The organism is Xylanibacter brevis P6B11 (assembly GCF_000621825.1).
Taxonomy (GTDB): Bacteria; Bacteroidota; Bacteroidia; order Bacteroidales; family Bacteroidaceae; genus Prevotella; species Prevotella brevis.
Window position 1 is genome coordinate 58294 of sequence record NZ_JHXG01000009.1, and the last position, 25650, is coordinate 83943.

The following is a 25650-nucleotide window of genomic DNA, read 5'->3' on the forward strand; positions in this document are numbered from 1 at the left end:
TCTACTTCAGTTTCTTCAGCGTGACACCGATATCCGAGATACCGGGCAAATCATTATTTATCATATAATGGTGTACGCGTACATATAGTGTATCGCTGTCACACAGCGTCACCTGTCCCAGCGGCAAGGCGTGGTAATAGCGGCTGATGCCCGTACCCGTCAGTTTACCGGCACGGTTGGCCATGTCCACTTCCAGCGTGTCGGTGCGCTGCATGCCCGACACCGACTGCTGATAGGCCACCACTGTCAACTGCATATACGGATACTCCACGCTGTTGCGTATGCCCAACTCCTCCTCATAGGTACCGGCAGGTATGCCCGCAATCTTGAAAAACAATGTGTCTGCCTGTTCCCAGCCATCCAGTTCCACATGTTCGTAATGGCTGAAAACAGTCTTACGATTGCACCCGACAAGTGTCAGCGCAATCGTAAGCATTATCAGGATGAGCCCTTTATTGCTGTTGCTCATTATTGTTGTTGCGTCTGTCAGACGGCTTCTTCTTTTTCTTCTTTTTCTTCTTAGACTTGTCAAAGCGCGTGATGCTGTCGCCTGCCAACAGGTCAACAGGTCCGTTCTCCTTCTTCTGGTTGCCGGCCTCCTGCAAGCTTTCAGGCTTCTCACCACGTCGGTTCATCTCTATCACCTCCTTGGCGCGTGCCGCCGTGATCGTCTCTAGGTTGGCAGCGATGCGCTTATCGGTAGAGTAAGTCACCAGTCCGGCCAGGATGTCGGCCTTGAAGTAATAGTAGTCCGAGTCGAGCGTCTGCAGTGCTATCTCTCGACTAGGCAACTGTCGGCCAGCCTCCATATACTCGTCCACCTCGTAATTCAAGCAGCACTTCAGTTTGGCACACATGCCAGCCAGCTTCTGTGGGTTCAGCGAGATATCCTGATGACGCGCAGCACCCGTTGACACGCTGATGAAGTTCTTCATCCATGTGGCGCAGCACAGCTCACGTCCACAGGGACCCGTACCACCAATACGTCCGGCTTCCTGACGGGCACCAATCTGTTTCATCTCGATGCGCACGTGGAAAGCGGCAGCCAAGTCCTTAATCAGCTGGCGGAAGTCCACACGCTCGTCAGCGATATAGTAGAAGATAGCCTTATTGCCATCGCCCTGATACTCCACGTCGCCAATCTTCATGTCCAGTCCCAGTCCCTTCGCTATCTTACGACTCTCAATCATGGTCTGATGCTCCAGGGCCTTTGCCTCACGATACTTGTCCATATCCACCTGGCGAGCCAAGCGATAGATGCGCTTAATATCATCTGCCGACTTCAAGTTAGCCTTCTTAATTTGCAGTGCCACCAGTCGTCCTGTCAGCGTTACCACACCGATATCATGACCAGGACTAGCCTCAACAGCCACGATGTCGCCCTTCTTCAGGGGCAGACGGTTGATGTTATGGTAGTAGCCCTTACGTGTATGTTTGAACTGCACCTCCACCAGATCGGTCGAGTCGGCATTGCCCGGCACGTCGGCCAGCCAGTCATAGGTGTTCAACTGGCGGTCCTGTCGGCCGATAGCCTGATGACAGAGTCCGCGGTCACAGCCTGTACGTATTTCTAATTCTTTTTCCATTTCACTTTCTATTGTTTAGGCGGTATCAGCAGTACGATGATTCTCAGCACGAAGTCGAAGAACACAATCTTCGCATTGGCATTCTGTCCGATGTCACGGATGGCCACGTTGGCCAGGTCGTAAAGCTGTAATATATTGTTTTCGTTGATAAAACGTGCAAAGTTGCGGGCAAACTCTTCCTCTTCCTGCGTCATGTAGCATAGCTCTTGTTGCTGGAAGTTATACATAAAGTTCTCGCGCAGCATGCGCATAAAGAACTGCAGGAAGCGCTTTTGCTTCTCGCGTCCGAAGGCGCTCAGCGTCTCGCTCCATTTGCGCAAGTCCTTCACATTGCGCTTATATGCCAGTCGCATCAGCATCTTGAAGAGGTCCAGAAACTGCTCATTCTCTGTGCCCACCTGCATCTCCTGCAGGGCTTTCAGCCACGAGCCGCCACACAGTCGGCTGATGCGTGTGGCCTTATCGGCATCCATGCCATATCGCTCGGCCAGTGCCTGCTGCACCTCTTCGTTGGCCAGTCGCTTCACGTCGATGCGCTGCACACGACTGCGGATGGTCTCCAACAGCTTGTCGGGCTCTTCGCACACCATCAGGAACACCGTCTGCGTGGGTGGTTCCTCGATGAGCTTCAACAGTTTGTTGGCACACTCAATGTTCATGCGCTCAGGCAACCAGATGACAGACACCTTATAGCCGCCCTGACTTGACTTCAAACTGAGCTTGCGCACCAGTTCGTCACTCTCGCCTGCCGTGATGATAGCCTGCTGGTTCTCGCCGCCCATGGCCGTCATCCATTGGTCCATCGAGAAGTAGGGTCCCTGCATGATTAGCTCGTGCCACTCGCGTGCAAAGTCATCGCTCACGGGCTTGTGATCACTACTCATTGAGGGCAACTTGATGGTGGGGAAGGTGAAGTGCAGGTCGGGGTGCTCCAGCTTTGCCAGCATCGGTGGCTCTGCGACGCTGTCGTCGTCATTGCCTTCCAACAGGTAACAGCCAAAGGCCACGGCCAGCGCCAGCTTGCCCACACCTTGCGGACCGCACAGCATGATGGCATGCGGTAGACGGTCTTCTGCCACCATCTGCTTCAAGCGCGCCTTGCACTCCTGTTGTCCTATGACCTCACTCAGTCTCATTATGCCAACTGTTTAACTATCTCCACGACCGAGTCAACGGCACTGATGGTGTAGAAATGAATGTCGTTCACACCGTGTGCATACAACTCTCGACATTGCTGGGTGGTCCATTCTATACCCAACTGTCTGGCGTCCTCGTCGGTCTTACATTTCACTATCTCGCGGGCCAGCGCCTCGGGGATGTCGCAGTGGAAGGTGCGTGGCACCACGGTCAACTGCGTCAACTTGGCCAGTGGCTTAATACCGGGGATGATGGGTATGGTGATACCCATGGTTCTGGCCTTCTCCACAAACTGGAAGTATTTCTCGTTGTCGTAGAACAGCTGCGTCACCGCATACTGTGCGCCCAGGTCCTGCTTCTGCTTCAGATACTGCATATCCATCTCCAGGTTGGGAGCCTCTTCATGCTTCTCGGGGTAGCAAGCCACACCAATGTCAAACCTCTTTCCGGGGTTCTTGATAGGCGTCCCGTCGGCAAAGAAGCCCTCGTTGAAGCGCATCACCTGCTGTATCAGGTCTGTGGTATGTGCATGTCCACCAGGTGTTGGCTTAAAGATACTATCCTCTTTGGCCTTGTCACCGCGCAGCAGCAGCAGGTCAGTGATACCCAGGAACTGCAGGTCCAGCAACTCATATTCAATATCCTCTATCGTCGCACCGCTACAGATCACGTGTGGCTGTACGGGCACATTAAAGCGCTGTTGAATGGCGGCTGCAACAGCTATCGTTCCGGGGCGTCGGCGCTGTCTCTGACGCTCGAAGCGTCCATCGCTCAGTTCTTTATATACATATTCACTATGATGTGTAGTGATATTGATAAAGGCGGGGTTCAGCTCGCACAGTTTAGCGATGTCCCCAAACAGCTTATCGGTGCCCGTACCTTTCAGTGGTGGAAGCACCTCGAATGAGAACTGCCGCTGTTGGCTTTCCTGGTTGATAATATTTGCTACTGCCATTCTTTGTTATTCTTAGCACATTTTGGTGCAAAGTTACGAAAAGTCGAGCGCAGAACAAAATAAATCCATTTATTTTTTATGCCGAGACGGAGTAATTTCGCAACTATTGTTGCAGAGTTACGAAAAAACGAGTGAAGAACAAAAGAAATAATAGGAAAAAGTGGCAGTTTTAAGGCATAAAAGGGCAACTATTATTAGATAAGAGTTAAGGAATAGGCGTGCAATAGTTTTACTTTTGGTGGCAATCTAGAGTCTAGAAATGATAAATCTAGAGTCTAGATAAAATGATTCTAGAGTCTAGATAAAATGATTCTAGAGTCTAGAAAGGATAAATCTAGAGTCTAGAAATGACTAATCTAGGGGCTAGAATGGACTCATCTAGGGCCTAGAATTGGGTAATCTAGGGTCTAGAATCAAACTAAAAGTAAAGGTATTGCAAGATAAAACGGATGCTTTAAGTGAGGAAAAGTGTAGGTTTAAGCCCCCCAAAAGGGCTATTTTCCTCAACAAAGACGTTAGAAATGGAAAATGAAAATTTAGCGATAAAATGGGCGAAAAACAAAAATTACAGGTCAGAAATATCGCAATTTTTCACGTTTGGCACAAACGGAAACAACTTTGGCACAAACGGAAAGTCGAATTAATTCCTAATCGCATAACTTTGCGGTCGAAAGAAAACTAAAAATCGCTAAATAGTAATAATGAGTCAACACAAAACCTTAATTAGGTTATTATTGTTTCTATTGGCCATACCCCAAGGTATGTTGGGTCAGACTACCAATGGCACGCTCTTCTTCATTTCCAATGCGCACCTAGATACGCAGTGGAACTGGGACGTGCGAACCACTATTAATGAATACGTGCGCAACACGTTGCAACAGAACTTCACACTACTAGACAAATATCCCAATCTTGTTTTCAACCACGAAGGAGCCATCCGCTACATGTGGATGAAAGAATACTACCCCGATCTCTATGCACAACTGAAAGAACACGTGGCCCAAGGGCGCTGGCACATCAGCGGTTGCGCGGTGGATGCCAACGACGTGATGGTGCCGTCGGCCGAGTCCGTGATGCGCAACTGGCTCTATGCCAACCAATTCTTTAAGAAAGAGTTTGGCGTGCGCGGTGGCTACGACGTGATGCTGCCCGACTGTTTCGGTTTCTCATACGCCCTACCCTCGCTGATGCACCACTGTGGCTTCAAAGGTTTCCACACCGCTAAGCTGGCATGGGGCTCGGCCGACTACGACCAACTGCCGCCCTTCGGCATCTGGCAAGGCGTGGATGGCTCGCAGGTGTATGCCATCTATAAGCCCGGTGCCTACGATAGTCACGAGCAATACAACAAGAACATGGCCACCGACAGCGAGATGGCAAGCATCATTGCCAACAACTATAATAAATATGGTGTGGCTGCCGAGATTCGCTATGTCGGTCCGCGAAGCGACCGTGGCGGCGGTCTGCAAGACAATGCCTCGCAGCAAGGTGAGAACACCCCCTATTGGCTGAACCTCAGCGCCAAGACCGAGGGTGCCACCACCGTCAAGATGGCCACACCCGATGAAATCATCGACTTCCTTGACCAGCACAAAAACAGTAAATATCACGTAAAGAATGGTGAGTTGCCCATGCGCACGCACGGCGTAGGTGCCTATACCTCGCGCACCATGCTGAAGCGTTGGAACCGCAAGAACGAGCTGTTGGCTGACGCCTGTGAAAAGGCTGCCTCGCTGGCCCAGTGGTTGGGCGTTCAAGCCTACCCACAGACAGAGATCAACGAGGCTTGGGTGCGCAATCTATGGCAGTCGCACCACGACGGCATCACGGGCACCAGCATCCCCAACGCCTACTATTACTCCGTAGGCGACTACGTGCTGGTCAACAAATCGCTGGCACAGACCATGGCCTCAACAGCAGGCAGCATCATCAGCAGGATGAACACACAGACAGAAGGACTACCAGTGGTTGTATTCAACCCTCTGTCGTTCGCCCGTACAGACATTGTGGAAGGCAAGCTAAAAACCGACGAGAAACCCGATGGAATCGCCGTTTTCTGCAAAGACGGCACCGAGGTTCTTTCACAGATAAGCCACTACGACGAGACCACCGGCGAACTGACGTTCATCTTCGCCGCCACCGTACCTTCGCTGGGCTACGCCACCTACGACGTCAGACTGGGCGAAGCCTCGTCCATGACATCCGACCTGCAGGCCAGCAAGCGCACCCGCCAGTTGTCCAACGGCCAATACCGCTTGACACTCTCCAGCACGGGCAACCCCATGCAGCTTATCAACATGGCCACAGGCACCAACCTGCTCGCCAACTCGCAATTACAGATGATCTACGACCATGAAGACGCATGGCCCTCGTGGGAAATCTCCTATACCGACATACAGCGCCAGCCAGAGCTTGTAGACGAGAATGTCACCATCAATCTGGCCGAAGACGGTCCGCTGCGCAAGAGCTTCCGCGTGGTCAGAGAGAAAAACGGTTCTACGTTTGTGCAGTATGTGCGCATGAACGCGCTGAACAACCGCATAGACATCGACACCGAGGCCGACTGGCAGTCGCGTGGACGTATGCTGAAAGTCTGTTTCAAGACACCCTTCGGCACCCCGAAAGCCACCTACGACCTCTCGCTGGGCACCATCGAGCGTGGCAACCGCAACAGCAACCAATACGAGGTGCAGGGCCACCAGTGGGCCGACCTTTCGACCACCGACGGCAGTTATGGCCTGTCTATTCTCAACGACTGTAAATATGGTTGGGACAAGCCCGACGACTACACCCTTCGACTGACCCTGATTCACACACCATCTACAGGCAACAACTACACCTATCAGGCCGATCAGGACTTAGGTGTGAACCTGTTCACCTACGCCCTTTTCCCCCACGACGGGGTATGGAGCCAGCAGACACAGATGGCGGCCGCACAGCTCAACCAGCCATTGCTGGCGTTCACTGCGCCGAAACACGACGGTACGCTGAGTACCGAGGCAAGCCTCGTCTCGCTGAGCACCGACCAGGTGTCGGTGAAGGCTGTGAAAAAAGCCGAGGAGAGCGATGAACTGATTGTGCGCGTCTATGAATGGAGCGGACAGCACCACGACCGCGTCAGCATGACATTCCCCGCCGACATCCTCTCGGCTCGTGAGGTCAACGGATTGGAAGAATCACTTGGCGAAGCCACCTACGACGGTCGTACGCTGGTCTTCGACATCGAGAAATACCAACCCAAGACCTTTGCCGTGAAGTTGCAGACAACCGGCGTACAGCCCTCTTCAACCGACGAGACCTCAACAGCCATCGCCCTGCCCTACAATGCCGACGTGATGAGCTACGACTCGAAGAAGAACGACGTGCTGGGCATCAGCGACCTGGCCTATCCTGCCGAGCAGATACCCGATGTGCTGACCACGGGTGGTGTGGCATTCACCATGGGCAGTCGCGCAGGTGGCGATAAGAATGCGGTGCGCTGCAACCAACAGACCATCGACCTCACAACGGCTAAAGGGCGCAAGCTATACCTGCTCATGGCCTCAACCAACAAGAAAGGTACGATGGCCGAGATAAAGATTGACGGTCAAACCTACCACATCGAAGTGCCCTACTACGGCGGCGTGACAGGTCAGCTGGCTTCGCCCTACAATACCGGCACCCACTATCGCCAACAAGACGTAGCCCTCTGCACCACACACAGCCACAACATAAGCGGCAACAGCAACGAGGCCTATCGTTTCCTATACATCTACAAGTACGCACTGCCCCTGCCCGAACACGCCCAGACACTGCAGTTGCCCACCAACAACACCCTCTACTTGTTGGCTGCCACCACGTCGGACAATCCCAGCGACGACATCACACCGCTGACAGCACTCAACACCTATATTAATTATCAGGAGCTGGACTACCTGGAAGAAGGTCACTGTGGTCAACGTCTGGAGCCACAGACCATTGCAGCCAGTCAGCAAATCAACAACAACGAAGCAGGCAAAATGGCTGCCGACAACGACGAGATGACCAAATGGTGCGTCAGCGGCAACCAGAACCAAACGCCCTATCTGGAATATCGATTCAGCGAACCCATGCAGATCTGCCAATGGATGGTGCTGAATGCCGGCAACGAGGCTGGCGACTACATCACCAAGGCCTGCAAGTTGCAGCGCTACGAGGGCGGCAGATGGGTGGACGTGGATGTAGTGACGGCCAACCGCGAGAACAAGATAGTGCGCGGCGTAACACCATTCACCACCAGTCGCGTGCGCCTGCAGATTACACAGGGCGAACAGCAGAACTTTACCACACGCATCAACGAGTTTGCCGTTTTTGGCACACCCGCAAGCACACTCAGCATAGAAGACTTAACAGTGGCGGACACCAACCACCGCCGCTCCCTATTGCTATATGGCAACACCCCCAACCCCTGCGCCGGCATGACACACATCCACTGTCAGGTGCCGCCAGGCGTTGACAAGCTGACGCTGCACCTGACCACCATAGACGGTAGGCAGGTCTGTCAACAAGACTACTGCGTCGGCCCAGGCGACCAACAGCTCACTTGGCGAGGCATGCTGCCAGAAGGCATCTATCTCTACTACCTGACCGCTCAAAGCAAGAGCGGAACATTACATACCAACGCAAAGCGACTTTTTGCTTCATATCATTAATTAATTATTAATCTTTAAACTATGTGTAAATCATTACATGGACTAAAAAAATCCTTTGGTTTAGCACTTGTCTTGCTGGCGTCACTGGGAACCAGCGCACAGACCGAAATCAGCACCGCTGAAGGTCTGAAGGCAATGGCTAATGATTTAACGGGTGAATACGTGCTGACAAGCGACATCACCCTGAGTGAAGAATGGACGCCTATCGGCAATGCCCAAAATCCATTCTGCGGAACATTCAACGGACAGGGCCACACCATCAACGGTCTCCGTATCGGCGGCGGTGAGAACCTTGGCCTGTTCGGTACGGCTAGCGGCGCCATCATCGAGAATGTTCGACTGACCAACGCTGAAGTTGGACAATACGGCAACGGCAAGGCCGTAGGTACCATCGTGGGTAACGCCCAGGGCGTCACCATCAAAAGCTGCTTCACGTCGGGTGTAGCCTATGGCAACGACCACGTGGGTGGTATCGCTGGTGACGTGCGCAACGGCACAGAGATTATCAACTGTTTGAGCACCATGGCAGTCTATAGCTCAGGCTATCAGGCTGGTGGTATTGCTGGCGACAACTACGATGGCAGCTACACCAACAACCTGTTCCTGGGTCAGGTGTATGCCGGCAACAGCTGGAACGGCTGCGGCGCCATCGTTGGTCTGCAGGAAGGTCCTGGCAGCTGTACTGTCAATGGCTGCGTGGCTGCACCTGTCTCTCTGGGTGTAGCTGACGGTGTTGCCAACTATCACATTCATGCCATTGTTGGTAACAATGACCCAGACCCCAAATCAGTATTGAACAACTGCTTGGTTCTTGAGCCCACACGCTACTATGTTGGTAGTATCCGCACAGGTGCAGACATCACCGGTGGCAAACTGGACACCATCAAGCAGAGTCCATATAACGGTATTCCCAAGACCGAGGCTGAACTGAAGCAGAAAGCCACTTATACAGCTATTGGTTGGAACGAGGACGCCTGGGATATGGCCGACGGTCGCATGCCCGTACTGAAAGGAATGTCGCTGCCTTTCGAGGGTGACTACGTGGTTTACAACAGTCTGCCTGAGTTCTTCAAGGGCACCTCTGTAGATCTGGCTCCCTTCTCTACCTTAGACCGTAAGGTGACCATCAGCAGCAGCAACCCCAATGTGATTGCCGTTGATGGTACAAAAATAACAGCTCTGACCACCGGCGAGGCTGTCGTTACCATCTCTACCGAGGGCGACGACTACATCAAAGGCTTCAGCAAGAGCTACACCATCACTGTCAACAGCATGGATACCGACATCAAGAATGCCGACGACCTGCTGACCAAGCTGAAGCAGAACCCAAGTGGCGAGTTCGACATCGTGGCCGACATCGACCTGACCGGCGTTGAGTTCACCCCACTGCCCGAGTTCACCGGTAAGCTGCATGGTAACGGTCACGTGATTCGTGGCATGCGCTTCGACAATTCCGGTCAGGCCAACGTGGGTCTCTTCTCTACCACCCGCAGCGCCCTTGTCGAGGACCTGGGCTTCGAGGATGCCTACTTGGTAGGTAACGAGAACGTAGGTGCCGTAGCCGGTCACGTCTATGGCGGTATCGTTCGTCGCATCTTCGTCATGAACTCATACATCGAAGGTCGCGACCACGTAGGTTCTTTCACCGGCGACATGAGCAACGACTTCGGTGCACTGAGCGAAATCTCTGACTGTATCTCTGACGCACAGGTAAAGACTCGTCAGTATCAGTCTGGTGGTATGGTTGGTGTGGCCAACGGTGGCGTACTGAAGAACTGTCTGTTCAGCGGTACTGCAGAAGACCTGCGCAACAACTCTTGCAACAATGGCTTCATCTCTCTGATTGACTCTGACACCTATCCCACCACCATCACGAACTGCTTCTCTGGAGCTGCCCACATCAATGGTGGCGATCCCAACACCCCACGTATTGCTCAGTCTAAGCGCAACAACACCGTGCTGACCAACAACTACGTGATGGCTTCTACCGTTTGCAACGGTTCGTTCAGCACTGTTTCCGGCAGCGCAGACAACGAGCAGGGCGCAATGATCGACGACAACACCGCACGCACCAAGGCTTTCTATACCACTACACTGGGATGGGACTTCGAGAACACTTGGACCTTCCTGCCTAACGCCGAAGGAAAGATGTTCCCCGTACTGAAGATCATGAAGACCCCGCTGAAGACTCGCATCATCGACGACGAGTTCAACTCTGCACTGGTCTATGAGGCCGGTTCTGAGTTCAAGGATCTGACCAAGGTTCACGCCTCATGGGGTCAGGCTCTTGACATCAAGATCACTGAAGGTGAGAAGCTGGTTGACGTGGTTGACGGCACCAAGCTCTACTGCTCTGACGAGAATGGCGTATTCCTCGGCATGGGTACACTGACCATCCAGGCCAACATGCCTAGCGGCCTGGCCGAACTGTTCACCGTGGTTGGTGAGAACAGCTTCTCTATCCCCGTAACTGCCAACGATATTGTTACCGAGATCTCTACAGTAGAAGATCTGAAGGACATGAAGAAGATGCCTTCAGGCAAGTTCCTCCTGACTGCCGACATAGACATGAAGGACGTTGAGTTCGAGGGTCTCTTCAACGATGGCAATGCCTTCTCTGGTACCTTCGACGGACAGGGACACCGCATCAAGAACGCTACCGTAAACGTAGCCAGCGGCGACAACAAGGGTATCTTTGGCAACGTGAACGGTGGTATCATCAAGAACGTAGCCTTCGAGGACTTCCAGGTTATCTCGCCCAATAAGAGTGCCAACCACATCGGCTTCATCGGTCGTGCAGAGAACTGCACCATCGAGAACGTAGCACTGACTGGTAAGGTTATGGGTAACGACCACGTTGCTCTGCTGGCCGGCGACGGTGTGAATGCTACCGTTGAGAACTGCTATGTATGGGGTGAGGTGACTGCTAACCAGCAGATTGGCGGTATCTTCGGATGTACACTTGACAAGGGTGCAACCATCCGCAACACATACTACAATGGTAAGATGGATGCCGTGTTCCGCGGTTGCGCCGGTGGTTTCATTGGTTTGGTCGATGTAGCCAACAGCGAAATCACCATCGAGGGTTGTGTATCTATCGGCGACATCTGGTCTTCTTCCAACAACTGGAGCCACGCTGGTTCGTTCATCGGAAAGAATGGTGCTGGCGACACGCCTAACGGTAAGATTACCTTCACCAACAACATTGCCAACCAGTTCCAGGACCTCGTAGGTGTACCCGAGAATCCTTGGCCCTTCAGCAACGAGACTGCCGAGGGTGGTTTTGTAGAATATCAGACCGACGTTCCCACACAGACGTTGGAGGAGCAGAGCACCTACACAAACATTGGATGGGACTTCGAGAACATCTGGACCTTCGACACCAAATCTGGTTACAAGTATCCTGTTCTGAAGAACATCGGCTACGTTCCTTTCACCCTGTCAGAGGAGAACAACAACCCCGACGGCATTGTTGAACTGAACGGACAGCAGACAACTGTTGCCAAGAAGCACATCTACGACCTGAACGGACGCCAGATGAAGGGCAACCTGAAGAAGGGTGTCTATGTTGTGAATGGCAACAAGGTAGTGATTAAATAATAATTTATACTTGAAAAACAGTAAGTAAATATGAGAATAACAGCAGATTGTATCAAAAAAACGCTGCTATCGTTCTTTGCCACAATGATGGTGACCTGCGCACTCGCAGGTCCCATCAAAGTGACGGGACGCGTACAAGACGTCAACGGCGAACCGCTCATTGGCGTCACCGTACAAGTGAAAGGCACATCAAATGGTGTAATGACCGACGTCAACGGCCAGTACACCATCAATTGTTCTGAGGGTGACATCATTACCACCACCTATGTGGGCTATAAGGCTGAAGAGCGCAAGGCCAACAAGACCCTGATTGATATCATCCTTCACGAGCAAGTCAACGACATCGACGAGGTAACCGTAGTAGGTTACTCTACGCGTAAGAAGATCTCGGTGCTGGGTGCACAGACCACACTGAAGATGGACGATGTGAAGGCACCTGTTGCCAACATGACCTCTGTGCTGGCCGGTCGTGTGGCTGGTGTGGTATCGGTACAGCGTACCGGTGTGCCCGGACAAGACGACTCAGACATCTGGATTCGTGGTATCTCTACGCTGACCAACCGCAACGAGGGCCCTCTGGTGCTGGTGGATGGTATCGAGCGTAGCTGGAACAACCTGTCGCCCGAGGACATCGAGTCAATCACCGTGCTGAAGGACGCAGCCTCTACGGCCGTCTATGGTGTACGTGGTGGTAACGGTGTCATCATCATCACCACGAAGCCTGGTGAGGTGAGCAAGCCAAAGTTCTCTTTCGACGTATTCCAGGGTATCACCTCGCTGACCAAGGTGCCCGACCTGGTCGATGGTATCGAATACATGCATGCCGTGAACGAGGCCTACCAGACCAGCCGTGGCTACGACTACTATGGTGCTAACCAGATTATCAACACAAAGATTGCCAACGGCATGCCTCTGACTGCCGATGAGCTGACCTACAAGCAGGGACTGATTGACGGCAATGGCGGCAAGCTGCCCGCTTCTATCAACAAGTACCTGTATCCTAATGTGGACTGGATGCGCGAGATGTATCACAAGTACGGATGGAACCGTCGTGCCAACGTCAACATCCGTGGTGGTGCGCCCAACGCCAGCTACTACATCTCTCTGTCGTACTATACCGAGAAGGGTTTGACCAAAGACGATCCTTCACAGGACTTCAGCTCTGAGATTGACTACAACCGCTACAACTTCCTGACCAACGTCAACCTGAAGGCCACCAAGACCACTAATCTGGATGTGGGCGTCAGCGGATGGTTGGCCAGCGGCAACTATCCTCACGAGGAACTGAAAGACATCTTCAGCCGTGCCATGACCACCAACCCCGTCATCTTCCCCGTGCAGTATGCCGATGGTCGCAGCCCTGGCTCGTCACCCCACGACTACAGCCTGGACTCTCCTTGGGAGACACTGACGCGCCGTGGTTATCAGACGCAGCACCAAACGCAGATCAACACCAACCTGAAGTTGACACAGGACTTGGGCTTCTTTGAATGGAGCAAGGGTCTGAGCGCCCGTGCACTGGTGGCTTTCGACTTCCGTGCCACTCAGGCATTGAAGTACCAGGTGCGCAACTCAAGCTGGAAGCCCACCGGTCGTCAGCAGAATGGCGTGTGGGTTGAAGACACCAGCCTCTATCCTCAGCTTACCGACGAGAACGGCAACCTGTTGTGGGTGAAAGATGGCAACGGCAACGATACCACCACGCCACTGCTGGACACTCGTCCAGAGATGCTGCTGCTCACCGAGCAATATCGTGGTAACAACTCCATGAACGTGACAGCCGACAAGTGGGTGTATCGTACTTTCTACTTTGAAGGTGCTCTCGACTATCGTCGCACGTTCAACCGCTACCACAACGTCACCGGACTGTTGCTGTTCAACATGCGCAGCTATCTGGATGCCAACAAAAACGAATTGTTGCAGACACTGCCATACAAGCAGCAGAGCCTTTCTACACGCTTGACCTACGACTACGACAACCGTTACTTCGTAGAGCTCAACGGTGGTTACACCGGTTCTGAGAACTTCAAGCCAGGCCATCGCTTCGGCTTCTTCCCCGCTGTGGCATTCGGTTGGGTACCCTCTAACGAGAAATGGTGGGATCCCATCTCTAAGTACATCTCGTTCTTCAAGATTCGTTATTCTAACGGTAAAGTAGGTAACTCTTCTACCGATGGTCGCTTCACCTACTTCACACAGATTGGCGGCACGGGCGACGACGGTAAGTATAGCAGCTACTGGGGCAACGACGGACTGGGCTTCAACCGCTACGGCTACACCCCACAGTGGTCTGTGGTTCACAAGCAGGACCTGGGTATCGAGATCAACTTCCTGGACAATGAGCTGACCTTCATTGTGGACCTCTTCAAGGAGAACCGTTCTAAGATCTTCGTATCGCGCGACAACGTGCCCCTCTCTGCAGGTTTCGCCACCAATATCTCGGCCAACGTAGGTAAGGTAGAGAATAAGGGTATGGAGGCATCGTTCGAATACCACCATCAGTTTGGCAAGGACCTCTACATGTCATTGCGTGGCAACATGGCCATGAACGACGACAAGGTCATCGAGAATGCTCAGGCCGATCCCGCACATCCCTGGCTGGACCGCCGCGGTCACAACGTGCTGGCTGAATGGGGCTACGTAGCTGAAGGTCTTTACACCAGCGACCAGCAGATCAAGGATCGCAACATCACCCAGTTCGGTGAGACCTATCCCGGCGAGCTGGTGGCTCCTGGCGACATCATGTATAAAGATATGAACGGCGACGGTCATATCGACGAGTACGACCAGGTATGCATCAGCCGTGGCGACGTGCCACGCATCTACTACGGTTTCGGTGGCGACCTGCGCTGGAAGAACGTTGGTCTTGGCATCCTGTTCCAGGGTGTGGCTGACGCCGAACGCATCTTGCGCGGCAACGGTATCCGTCCGTTCACCTCTACCTCGGGCGGTGGTACACTCTACTCAAACATTGCCGACCGCTGGAGTGCAGACGATCCCGAGAATACTGATGTCTTCTATCCATTACTGGCATGGGGTGAGAATGACCCTCACAACATCAACAACTTCAAGACCAGCACCTGGTGGAAACGCGATTTCAGCTTCATGCGCCTGAAGCAGTTCACCATTTCGTACTACTTCCCCAAGTCATGGACTCGCAACACCTTCCTCAGCGGTGGTCGTTTCTACCTGATGGGCGAGAACGTGCTCACCTTCAGCAAATTCAAGCTGTGGGATCCCGAGTTGAATACCGACAATGGTATCTCTTATCCCAACGTACGCACATTCTCTATTGGTGTCAACTTCAACCTCTAACAGTATAATATAGATAATCATGATTAATAAAACAAAGAAATATTGCTTTGGAGTCTTGCTGACCGCCATGACTGCGTTCACACTCAGCTCATGCGACGACTACTTCGACGACGTGCCCAACAACGCCACTTCGCTCGAGGATGTCTTCTCTAACCGTGGGCAGACTCTCAGTTGGTTGTCCAACGTTTATTCTTATATCCCCAACACCCTGCAGACCCGCTATCAGGGAGGTACCAGCAACGGTATGATGCTGCATGCCTCACTCTCGGGCTATCAGCCTTGGAGCGATGGTGGTAATGGTAAGCATCTGAACATCATCAACGGTACGCTGTCGCCTTCTACTGGTTGGGTGGCCGACATGTTCACCAACTATTATCGTGGCATTCAGTATGCCAACGTGTACCTGCAGCATGTGGACGAGTGCGACCCTCTGAGCGATGCTGAGAAGGCTACCACCAAAGCCGAGTGCCGTGCACTGAGAGCTTATTTCTACTTCTGTCTGATGAAGAACTTCGGTCCTGTGGCTATCATTGGCGACCGTGTGAACGGTGTAGAAGACGACCTGGGCAACATGATGGAAGAGCGTAGCACCGTGGACGAGTGCTTCGACTACATTCTCAGCGAGTTCGACGATGTGCTGAGCAGTGGCGACCTGCTGACCAAGTACGACAGCGAGAACACCTTCATTCGTCAGTATGCCGGCAACTTCACCGAAGAGACTGTTCGCGGTATCCGTTCTGAGGTGCTGTTGTTCCGCGCCAGCTATCTGTTCAATGGCGATCCCTTCTATGCCGACGTTACTAATCCCGACGGCAAGAAGCTGTTCCCCCAAGCTCGCGACAACCAGAAATGGATTGACGCCCGCGATGCTGCCAAGGAACTGATCGACGACGGCCAGTGGCGACTGGTGCTGCGCAACAGCAGTGGCGAGCTGGTCAACTCGGTTGATCAGTCATGTCCCTACAACTCTGTTCTCTATGCCTGCATCGGCAACAGCGACAATGAGGAGATGATTGTGGGCACCACCAAGAACTCTACCGACACCTATCCCATGGTGCCTCGCAACAATGGTGGTTCGCTGCCCGCTCCCTACGGAACTGTTGACGGCGGTGCCGGTGCCTACACCGTGCCCCTGGAGTTCGTGGACCTCTACTTCACCAACAAGGGTCTGCGCATCGAGGAAGACCCCGACTACTTCACGTATGACGAGTATGGCGACGAGACTCAGTACACCAACGCACTGGTGAACCTGCGTAAGACCACCTACAACGATCCCTATTCTGGCTACAACTACTTCACCATGCAGAACGCACATCCTATCATGAAGCAGTTCTACGACCGTGAGGCTCGTTTCTATCTGGGCATCACCTTCCAGAATCGTCCTTGGAACATTGGCAATGGTAAGAACGCTCCCAGCGAGATGAACTACTCGGGCAACTCTGGTCCTAACTCATCTGGTACACACGACTATCCCGTCTTCGGTACCATCTGCCGCAAGAGCTGTCAGTATGGTAGCGCACTGGGCGGCTGGAGCTACTGTGTGCTGCTGCGTCTGGGCGAAGTTTACCTGAACTATGCCGAGGCTTGCGCCGAGCTGGGCGAACTGGAGGAAGCACTGACGGCCGTCAATGCCATCCGTGCACGTGCCGGTGTGGCAGAGTATAAGGTCAATGCCAGCGACGACACCAAGGGTGCTCGTGGCGAAGACCGCATCGCGCTGCCTGCCTACGACCAGACCACGGTGCTGAAGGCAGTCTATCGCGAGCGCCTCATCGAGATGGCATTCGAGAACAAGTACTACTACGACGTTCGTCGTTGGGGTGTGGCCGAAGGTAAGTGGCGCACCAACGGCGAGGAACTCACCGACGGTTGGATCTACGCTCCCTACCACAAGGGTGGTGAAGGTGGCGACCTGTATGGCTACAACCTCTATGGCAGCAACACCGCTACCGACCTGAAGTTCTACAAGCGCGTAGTACAGCAGCACCGTATCTTTGCTAAGCGCATGTCGCTGCTGCCCATTCCTCAGGAGGAGCTGAACCGCAACCACCTCTGCGTTCAGAACAAGGGTTGGGAGAGCACGGTTGACGAGCACAACAAACAGTAATCATCATCCATAATCCTATATCAAGAGCGTGTGCCGCATTTGTTAGCGGTGCACGCTCTTTCTTTATGTCCCACCGCTCTTCTGGTGGTCATGCGCCATACGTCTTCAACACAGGTCTATCATCCTTTGACATCTTTATATGACAAAGAACGGCCAGTAGGGCTGATAGCAATCTAAATAAAGTTAAATAAACCCGGAGTATTCGTACAACCGAAAAACAATGTTTAATTTTGCAAAGCTAAATACATAAAGCTTGAACTAAATAGTAAGATGCGACGAAGGCTGTATGGTTTATTCCTATTGGCATGCGTCCTAAAGTCAGCTTGTGCTTATAATATCAAGCACATCCAAGGACTGACCAATAGTTTTGTATTGTCTGTAGAACAAAAGCCCTGTGGCGAGATGCTCTTTGGCACACTCGACGGGCTCGATGGCTACGATGGTGTACGCGTGTGGAGTGCCGACACCCATGGCAAGAATAGCATCCGTGGACGCGTTGTCGAGAACGTGATGTGCGTCAATGGCAACCAGACATGGGTGCTGACCAACTATGGTCTTAACGTGTTCACACGATACAAGAAGGAGAATAAATTCTTCTCTCAGTTTGCCGGACTGAGAAAGATGAAGCGCAACCCCAAGGGCGACGGCTTCATTCTTGACAACGGACGTCTTTGCTACATGGGATCCGACGGCAACTTCCACTCTCTTTCTTTAGGATTGGGCGACAATGTACCCTGGCCATGCGACTATGTGGTGACAGACCACCAGGTACTGGTGTTCCAAAACAACCGTATCATGACCTACGAACTGCTGCGCCATGCCGACGGCACGTATCAGATAGGGCGATACCATCAGCGGGCTGCCAACATCCGTACTGCCGTAGAGGTTGGCGACAGAGAGTATATCATCGACGATCAGGGCATGCTGCTGACCTATACCTATGCCACCCGACGCTTTCAGAAACTGTTCTCGCTGAGCCACGAACTGGCCACGCGAGGCAGCATCAACGACATTGTGGAGTTCAACGGCGAACTGCTGATGGCCTTTGGCACGGGCGGCATGATCAGCGTTGTGCTGCCGAAAGGTCCTAACGACACACCGAAGATCACCGACCTGAACATCAACACAGGCGTGTTCTGCCTGACCAAAGACCGCTATAACGACATCGTCTGGATAGGCACCGATGGCGAAGGCGCCATGATGCTGAGCAATGAGGCCTACACCTATTGCACCTACACGGGCAAAAGCATCTTCACCAAGCAGCAACAGGCCATCCGCGCCCTGCTGCTCGATGCCGACAACACGCTGTGGGTTGGTTCTAAGGGCGATGGTCTGCTCCGTGTTCCGAACTTCAGCACCGCCAACAGTCAGTCGCTGCCACAGGGCACCCACTTCAACGACGCTACGCCGGGCTTGGAGAGTCGCAACATCTTCAGCATACTGGACAGCAAAGACGGACAGCACATCTGGATAGGTCACGACCGTGGCGTGAGTTGCTACGACAGAAAGAGCCAGCGTTTTATCAGAATGTCGCTGCCGGGCTATGCCGCCAACGTGATGGCCATGGCCGAGCGCGACGGCAGGCTATGGCTGGCAGCGCTGGGCAACGGCATCGTGAGTGCACACATCGACGAGAAGAACGGGCAACCGGAACTCAGCGATGTGAAGTCCTACCGTCTTGACGGCGGCAGTATGTCGTCCAACTATTTCTTCTGCATGGCTGAAGGACCACAAGGCTATCTGCTTTTCGGCAATCGCGGAAAGGGACTCTACAAACTGAAGGGCGACATCCTGACACATGTACCTTTCGGCGATACCGAGAAGACACCCAATATCAATGATGTCTTTGCGCTGAGAAACATAGCCAACAAACTGTGGATAGGCACCAGTGCCGGCATTATCATCCTAGACCAGAAAGGCACCGTCAAACATATAGACACCAGCCATGGTCTCCCCTCCAACACCATCCATGCCTTCACATTGAGCAGTCATGGCGAGGTGTGGGCCTCAACAAGTGCTGGTCTGGCTGCCCTTAGTCTGCAAGGCGACGTTATCAAGGTCGTTGACAGCAACACCATCCCAGGGTTCAAGGAATATTGCGACGGCGCAGCCTACCATGCAGGCAACACGCTGCTCTTCGGCTCTATCAATGGTCTTGCGGCCATTAGCTACAATGCCCATGCAACGCCCTGCGCCAACAAGTTGCAGATAGACTTCAACCGCCTGAGCATTCAAGGCATACAACAGGATATCAACGACTTTATGGATCCAGAAGCAGCGGTCAGCACCCTACGTCTGAACCATCAGCAGAACTTCTTCACCATTGGCGTAGCCACCTACGACTATCTGGGCGGTTCCATGCTAGACTACTATTACCGTCTGTCTGCCAGCGACGAGTGGACAGCCAACGGCCATAGCAACCAGTTTACCTTTAGCAATATGCAACCGGGCCACTACACGCTGTATGTGAAGACACGCAACATCAGCACCGGCAAGGAAAGTGGCGAAGCTCTGCTTCATATCATCATCACCCCACCCTGGTACCGCACGTGGTGGGCCTACGCCCTCTATTTGTGTTGTGCAGCTGTCGTCGGCTATCTGCTGCATCGCTGGTGGCAACAGCAGCGTCGCAAGCAAGAGGTGGAAGCAGCACAACTGCAGCAGATGATCATCAACAGCGAAAAGTCGCAAATGGTCAACGGCAGTTTTACGGAATCACTCATCGAAAAAGAGCAACACGACTTCCTCGAAGAAGTCACCAAAGCCGTCGATAAGCACATTGGCAACTCGCACCTGGATGCCGAGATGCTGGCCAACATCCTGAAGATTAGTCGTCGCAACCTTTACCGTAAGTTTGAGACAGCCCAGTTGCCTCCTGTCAAGGAGTTTATCAAGGACTATCGTGTCAAGACCGCGGCACGCCTGCTCACCTCCACACACATGACCATCTCTGAGGTGATGTACAAAACGGGCTATGATACGCAGTCCACCTTCTACAAGGAGTTTCGCAAACATTTCGATGAGACACCAAAGAGCTATCGGGAGAGAAGGAGAAGTGAGAGGGGTGCGGCTTTGCCGCAAGATGAGAGTTTTTCTTCCAAGTGCTGAGTAAGTCGCAACTTTATTGCTCTATACCTCTGTTCCCACGATATACTTCTTTTTGAAAACCGAAGCCACCATTTCCGCTAAAAATGCATAAAATAAAGAGAATGTCACGATATTTTTCTTTCATATCTAAATAAAATTAGTATTTTTGCAAAACATATTTCTAATTCTCAAAGATCTCACATCAAGCGATACTATCGTATGACGTCGTTGCATATTAAATCTTTTGGTCCGATAGTGGACTCGACAAAAATTGAGCTGACACCCCTGATTGTTCTTATAGGCCGTCAGAGTGCCGGTAAGAGTACTTTCATGAAGGTGCTTTGTTTTTGCCGCTGGCTAGAGAAGAAGATCATGGTCTCTACCGACGACATGATAGACCTGTTCACTCACGACAATCGGTTTATTAAAGAATTGAAGCAATTCCATCGCTTAAACGACGAGTACTTTACCCAAGAGACTGAGTTGCTGTATGATGGCGACAACCTGACTATAGAGTACAAAGGCGAGAATGGCAACGTAAAGATTGTGCGAAAGAAATCATTTGCAGAGAATAGGTTTAACACAAAGTTGAGCTACATCCCTGCCGAGAGAAATCTTATTTCAGCTATCCAGAATGTGGACCAGACCTATAAGGCCACAGAAAGGGACGTCTTGTTTAATTTCATTTATGAGTGGGATGAGGCAAAGAGTCCTTATACCAGTGAGCACCCATTCCGATTGTCCGCAACCGGTGGCTTTAGCTATGTCAACAAGTCAGGTGCCGATGTTCTCTTACGTGAGGACGGTACAGAGACGCCAGCCTTCTATGCCTCTAGTGGTATGCAGAGTGTGATGCCCCTGGATGTGATGGTCAACTACATCACAGAACGTGTCGGAAAGAATGCTTCACTGTCTATGCGTGAACGTAATGAGATAAGCAATACTGATAACGGTCACTCACACAGAAGGCTCGAATATCAGTCTGCTCAGTTGTTTATTGAAGAGCCCGAGCAGAATCTATATCCCGAATCACAGAAGCTTGTAGTCATGAGCCTTGTTCGTTCGCTGAAGAAGGCGTTGGAGAACGGTTCTGAACAAAGCATGATCGTCGTAACTACCCACAGTCCGTATGTAATGTCAGTGGTGAATGTCTTACTGGCAGCTGCCATAATAGAGGAGAAAAAGCTGAAGCAGGATATTATCAGCAAGGAATACATTATCCCCTCGAAGAACATCTCTGGATACTTTATCGATGAGAAAGGTACTTTCCAGAACATCATGGATAACGATATTCCTATGCTTAGCGGCAACGATCTGGATGGCGTTTCCGACTGGGTAGATGAAAGCATCAGCATGTTGAATAAGATTCTTTTTGCTTAGAAATGAAAGACAAGAAGACAACATACGAATCAACCCACGACCGTCTGACCACTGAATCATTTGTACCTGAACAAGCCTTGCAAACTCGAGCAAAGATTAGCGTAAGTGAGAATGGCAAGCGCTATCTTCTGACGACCACTGGCAAAGAGGAGTCTGTGGTATATGCTGTGGATGGCTACATCATGAAAGAAGGCCAAAGGTGCGACAAACTGGTGCTGGTAAAACGCGCTGGCAAAGACGTAAACCCAGAACGTTGGACAGAGGCCTTCATCGAATTGAAAGGAGTAGATACAAAGCATGCCATAGACCAGCTACGTCAGACGCTAAAGAACCCCATCTTCAGGCATCCATCAAACGATGACATCCGCGCTCGAATCGTGGCACAATCATTTCCTTCAAACAAATCAAATCCAACCATGGAAAAGGCCAAGCAGGAATTTCGAAAAGAATTCAAGTGCGACCTACGTGGCATAAAGTCCGGACAAGAAGACAAACTTTGAAGGTGAGAACTGAGAGGCGAGAGGTGAGAGGTAAAGAATGCCGGTTTGAACTATGTGATGGTTCAAACCGGCATTGGTTTTGTTGTGGGTCAAAGGGCGGAGCCTTTGGGATTACTCATTGTTATCTGAAAACGAATAGGGATAGGCCGATGGCTTCGTGCCACGACGCTTGTTTGGCTTGCTACCCATCTGGTAGTTCAGCTTCACACCGCGCATCAACTGTTCATGGGTGAAGTAGTTCTTGTCGTACGTCTTTCCATTCACCGTGAGCGACTGCACGTAGCGGTTCTCGTCGCTGTTGGCTGGTGCCGACAGGTCAATGGTCTTGCCGTTGGCTAAGTTCACCTTTGCTTTCTTGAAGAGAGGAGCGCCCAGCACGTACTGGTCGGTGGCGGGGCAAACGGAGTAGAAGCCCAGTGCCGACATGATATACCATGCCGAGGTCTGTCCGTTGTCCTCGTCGCCGCAATAGCCGTCGGGCGTGGCGAAGTAGAGACGGCGCATAGCTTCGCGTACCCAGTACTGCGTCTTCCAAGGCTCGCCGGCATAATTGTAGAGGTAGATCATGTGCTGGATGGGCTGGTTGCCGTGGGCATACTGTCCCATGTTGACCACCTGCATTTCGCGCATCTCGTGAATTAGCTGCTTGCGTGTGTCCACCGCGCCGCCAAAGGTGGGAGGTGTGGTGAATACAGCGTCCAGCTTGTTGATGAAGGCCTGGTCGCCACCCATCAGCGAGATGAGTCCGCGGATGTCGTGGAACACACACCACGTCCAGTGCCAGCTGTTACCCTCGGTGAAGGGGCCCCACCACTCATCAGCCTTGAAGTCGTCGGGGAAGTTGCCCTTCGAGTCGCGTCCGCTCATCATGCCGTATTTGGGATGATAGATATTCTTGTAGTTCAGGCAGCGCTGCTTGTAGATGTCGGTCTCGCTGGCAGGGCGTCTCAGGCGCTTACCCATCTGGTAGATGCACCAGTCGTCGTAGGCATACTCCAATGTGCGTGAGGCGCTCTGGCCCACTACGTCAGAAGGCACATAGCCCAGCTCGTTGTATTCCTTGAAAGCCAGTCGGCCCGATGATGATACCTTGGGGTGAACAGCATTGGCACCCTTCAGCAGTCCCTTGTACATCTCGAGGGCATCCTTCTTGATGTTGCCCTTCACGAAGGCGTCGGCCACCACCGAGGCAGAGTTATTGCCCACCATGCAGCCACGGTGTCCGGGTGTAGCCCACTCAGGATAGAAACCACTCTCCTTATAGGCATTATAAAAGCCCTCTTCCATCTGTTCGCTCATCTCGGGATAGACCAGGTTGACCAGTGGCATCAGTCCGCGGAACGAGTCCCAGAAGCCTGTGTCGGTAAACAGGTAGCCTGGCAGCACCTCGCCCGTGTGGGGGCTGTAGTGCACAATCTGTCCCTTGACATTCTTCTCGTAGAACATACGTGGGAACAGGGTGCTGCGATACAGGCAGCTATAGAATGTGCGCAACTCGTTCACATCGCTGCTCTCTACTTCGATGCGTCCCAGCACCTCGTTCCAGCGCTCGCGTCCTTTCTGTTTCAGCTGGTCGAACGACAGCTTGCCCAGCTCTTTCAGGTTCAGCTCGGCCTGTTCGGTGCTGATAAACGATGAAGCTACTCGTGCGTGCACCTGCTCGCCTTTCTTCGTGGCAAAGCCGATGATGGCACCGGCATGGTTGCCGCTGGCCTCCAGCTCGCCCTTGCGGATGTCGCCATTAGGAACGGCTGCGGTATAGGTGAACGGCTTGTCGAAGACAATCACGAAATAGTTTTTGAAGTTGCCAGGAACGCCCCCGCTGTTCTTGGTCGAGTAGCCCACAATCTTACGCTCACCAGGGATGATGGTCACTGACGAGCCACGGTCTAGCGCATCGATGACCACGCACGACTGTTCGTTTTCGGGGAATGTGAAGCGAAACATGGCAGCACGTTCTGTTGGCACCAGCTCTGTGTTGATGTCATAGTCGGCCAGATATACCTGATAGTAGTAAGGCAGGGCTGTCTCTGCCTTATGGTTGAAGAAGCTGGCGCGGTCGCCCTCGGCAAACACGGGTGTGCCGGTGGTAGGCATCAGCGCAAACTGTCCGTAGTCGTTCATCCATGGACTGGGCTGATGGGTCTGTTTGAAGCCGCGTATGCGATTGGCATTATAGCTGTACACCCATCCGTCGCCCATATTTCCTGTCTGTGGCGTCCAGAAGTTCATGCCCCAAGGCATGGCCGTGGCTGGATAGGTGTTGCCGGTAGAGAGCTCGAAGTTCGAGTCTGTTCCCACCAGCGTACTCACGTAGTCGGCATAGTTGCCTTTGGCCTGTGCAGCAAATGCCATACAGGTACTTGCAACAAGCATTAAAAGTTTTCGTCTCATAATCATTATTACTATTTTTAGTTGATGGTAATGTCTCAATCACGCCCTGTCGCTACCACAGCGGCAGAAACGCGGTGCAAAGATAGCCATTATATTTTAAAAAGGGCTTTCCGTTTGTGCCAAAATGATGTTTTTCTGGCACAAATGGCAAGAGAGAGCCGAGAATGCGGCTACTCGAAATAGAGTGTAAACACAAACATACTGCTGCGGGCCGACTGCACGGCATTGGTAAACACACGCTGGTTGACGTCGCGTAGCTCGCTGGCATGGCTACTGTCATAGGCGTTGGTCAGGCCGTAGCAGAACTTAATCTCGGGTATCAGTTTGAAGAAAGGCAGATAGAGGTCGCAGCCCATGCCCACCTCTACCATCACGTCGAATGGCTTCAGATGACTATAGTCCTGATCCTTGCCCGAGAGGTTCAGCATGGGGCTCACGCCAGCCAGCATGTAAGGGCGGTAGTTATTGAAGCGCTCGGCAGCAAACTTCACATCCACGGGCACCGACACATAGGTATTCTTCATATCCTGTGTCGTCTCGCGCGGAGTCCCGTTCTCGCTCAGGTTGTCCATGTCGCGAAACACCAGGCGCTTCGAACCGAAGTGCATCGAAGGCGTGACGCGCAACGAGAGGTACTGGTTCAGTCTGAGATCGCCCACCACACCCACGCTGAAGCCCGGATTCCACGTGTCGGCATCACAATACACCGTGCGCTCCGTGTCGCCCACGTCGGGCAGCGACACCAGTTGCGGCCCCACGTTCTTCATCTTCACATCCTGCATGTTCATGCCTATGCTGATGCCAAAGTGCATGGGTCGCAGATCCACATAGGGTCTGTTCTGCACTTTGCGCTTCTGGGCGGCGCCATTGGCCACGGCCACGGCCAGTATGATGAGTATCAAGAATAGTCGTTTCATTG

General features: G+C 52.6%; 13 protein-coding genes. 7 read left to right on the top strand and 6 right to left on the bottom strand.

What is annotated here, in order from left to right:
* Position 1 precedes the first annotated feature (1 nt).
* Genes T496_RS0105670 through metF form a run of 4 tightly spaced genes read right to left on the bottom strand, consistent with a single transcriptional unit; the run spans position 2 to position 3678 of the window.
* A complete protein-coding gene (locus tag T496_RS0105670; protein ID WP_081778364.1) occupies positions 2-469 on the bottom strand; it encodes a gliding motility lipoprotein GldH in 468 nt (155 codons plus the stop codon).
* Positions 453-1586, bottom strand: a complete 1134-nt coding sequence (locus tag T496_RS13580; RefSeq protein WP_044110710.1) for a PSP1 domain-containing protein — start codon at positions 1584-1586, stop codon at positions 453-455. The genes T496_RS0105670 and T496_RS13580 overlap by 17 nt, the downstream gene beginning before the upstream one ends.
* Before the next feature lie 8 nt (positions 1587-1594).
* Positions 1595-2722 carry a DNA polymerase III subunit gene (locus tag T496_RS0105680; protein ID WP_027449886.1) on the bottom strand — a complete coding sequence of 376 codons (1128 nt, stop codon included), beginning with the start codon at positions 2720-2722 and terminating at the stop codon, positions 1595-1597.
* Positions 2722-3678, bottom strand: a complete 957-nt coding sequence (gene metF, locus T496_RS0105685; RefSeq protein WP_027449887.1) for a methylenetetrahydrofolate reductase [NAD(P)H] — start codon at positions 3676-3678, stop codon at positions 2722-2724. The genes T496_RS0105680 and metF overlap by 1 nt, the downstream gene beginning before the upstream one ends.
* 761 nt (positions 3679-4439) lie before the next feature.
* On the opposite strand from metF, the gene T496_RS0105690 reads away from it, so the two are divergent.
* From T496_RS0105690 to T496_RS0105725, 7 genes are all read left to right on the top strand, one after another.
* Positions 4440-8348, top strand: a complete 3909-nt coding sequence (locus tag T496_RS0105690) for a glycoside hydrolase family 38 N-terminal domain-containing protein (protein WP_044110712.1) — start codon at positions 4440-4442, stop codon at positions 8346-8348.
* A 21-nt stretch (positions 8349-8369) separates the two neighbouring features.
* Complete coding sequence (locus tag T496_RS13585; protein WP_044110714.1) at positions 8370-11948, top strand: M26 family metallopeptidase; 3579 nt, start codon at positions 8370-8372, stop codon at positions 11946-11948.
* 30 nt (positions 11949-11978) lie between these two features.
* Entirely contained in the window at positions 11979-15263 is a 3285-nt protein-coding gene (locus T496_RS0105700; RefSeq protein WP_052342100.1) for a SusC/RagA family TonB-linked outer membrane protein, read from the top strand.
* 19 nt (positions 15264-15282) lie between these two features.
* On the top strand, positions 15283-17370 hold the full coding sequence (locus tag T496_RS0105705) for a RagB/SusD family nutrient uptake outer membrane protein (RefSeq protein WP_044110718.1): 2088 nt from the start codon (positions 15283-15285) through the stop codon (positions 17368-17370).
* Between the two features lie 270 nt (positions 17371-17640).
* Positions 17641-20478 carry an AraC family transcriptional regulator gene (locus T496_RS0105710; RefSeq protein ID WP_081783561.1) on the top strand — a complete coding sequence of 946 codons (2838 nt, stop codon included), beginning with the start codon at positions 17641-17643 and terminating at the stop codon, positions 20476-20478.
* 198 nt (positions 20479-20676) lie between these two features.
* The gene (locus tag T496_RS0105720; protein WP_027449892.1) at positions 20677-21837 is read left to right on the top strand and encodes an AAA family ATPase; all 1161 of its coding nucleotides are present in this window, start codon (positions 20677-20679) and stop codon (positions 21835-21837) included.
* A 2-nt stretch (positions 21838-21839) separates the two neighbouring features.
* Positions 21840-22337, top strand: coding sequence for a hypothetical protein (locus T496_RS0105725; protein WP_027449893.1), 498 nt, complete (start codon positions 21840-21842; stop codon positions 22335-22337).
* A 111-nt stretch (positions 22338-22448) separates the two neighbouring features.
* On the opposite strand, the gene T496_RS0105730 is transcribed toward T496_RS0105725, so the two are convergent.
* Together T496_RS0105730 and porT are read right to left on the bottom strand one after the other, a co-directional pair.
* On the bottom strand, positions 22449-24731 hold the full coding sequence (locus T496_RS0105730) for a GH92 family glycosyl hydrolase (protein ID WP_027449894.1): 2283 nt from the start codon (positions 24729-24731) through the stop codon (positions 22449-22451).
* 170 nt (positions 24732-24901) lie between these two features.
* Positions 24902-25648 (bottom strand): type IX secretion/gliding motility protein PorT/SprT, encoded by a 747-nt coding sequence (porT, locus tag T496_RS0105735; RefSeq protein WP_027449895.1) that lies wholly within the window; start codon positions 25646-25648, stop codon positions 24902-24904.
* Positions 25649-25650: the final 2 nt, after the last annotated feature.

What these genes read in the sequence shown, in the direction of transcription:
- T496_RS0105670 (WP_081778364.1), bottom strand. Translation starts at nt 469, where the DNA reads ATGAGCAACAGCAATAAAGGGCTCATCCTGATAATGCTTACGATTGCG.
- T496_RS13580 (WP_044110710.1), bottom strand. Translation starts at nt 1,586, where the DNA reads ATGGAAAAAGAATTAGAAATACGTACAGGCTGTGACCGCGGACTCTGT.
- T496_RS0105680 (WP_027449886.1), bottom strand. Translation starts at nt 2,722, where the DNA reads ATGAGACTGAGTGAGGTCATAGGACAACAGGAGTGCAAGGCGCGCTTG.
- metF (WP_027449887.1), bottom strand. Translation starts at nt 3,678, where the DNA reads ATGGCAGTAGCAAATATTATCAACCAGGAAAGCCAACAGCGGCAGTTC.
- T496_RS0105690 (WP_044110712.1), top strand. Translation starts at nt 4,440, where the DNA reads ATGTTGGGTCAGACTACCAATGGCACGCTCTTCTTCATTTCCAATGCG.
- T496_RS13585 (WP_044110714.1), top strand. Translation starts at nt 8,370, where the DNA reads ATGTGTAAATCATTACATGGACTAAAAAAATCCTTTGGTTTAGCACTT.
- T496_RS0105700 (WP_052342100.1), top strand. Translation starts at nt 11,979, where the DNA reads ATGAGAATAACAGCAGATTGTATCAAAAAAACGCTGCTATCGTTCTTT.
- T496_RS0105705 (WP_044110718.1), top strand. Translation starts at nt 15,283, where the DNA reads ATGATTAATAAAACAAAGAAATATTGCTTTGGAGTCTTGCTGACCGCC.
- T496_RS0105710 (WP_081783561.1), top strand. Translation starts at nt 17,641, where the DNA reads ATGCGACGAAGGCTGTATGGTTTATTCCTATTGGCATGCGTCCTAAAG.
- T496_RS0105720 (WP_027449892.1), top strand. Translation starts at nt 20,677, where the DNA reads ATGACGTCGTTGCATATTAAATCTTTTGGTCCGATAGTGGACTCGACA.
- T496_RS0105725 (WP_027449893.1), top strand. Translation starts at nt 21,840, where the DNA reads ATGAAAGACAAGAAGACAACATACGAATCAACCCACGACCGTCTGACC.
- T496_RS0105730 (WP_027449894.1), bottom strand. Translation starts at nt 24,731, where the DNA reads ATGAGACGAAAACTTTTAATGCTTGTTGCAAGTACCTGTATGGCATTT.
- porT (WP_027449895.1), bottom strand. Translation starts at nt 25,648, where the DNA reads ATGAAACGACTATTCTTGATACTCATCATACTGGCCGTGGCCGTGGCC.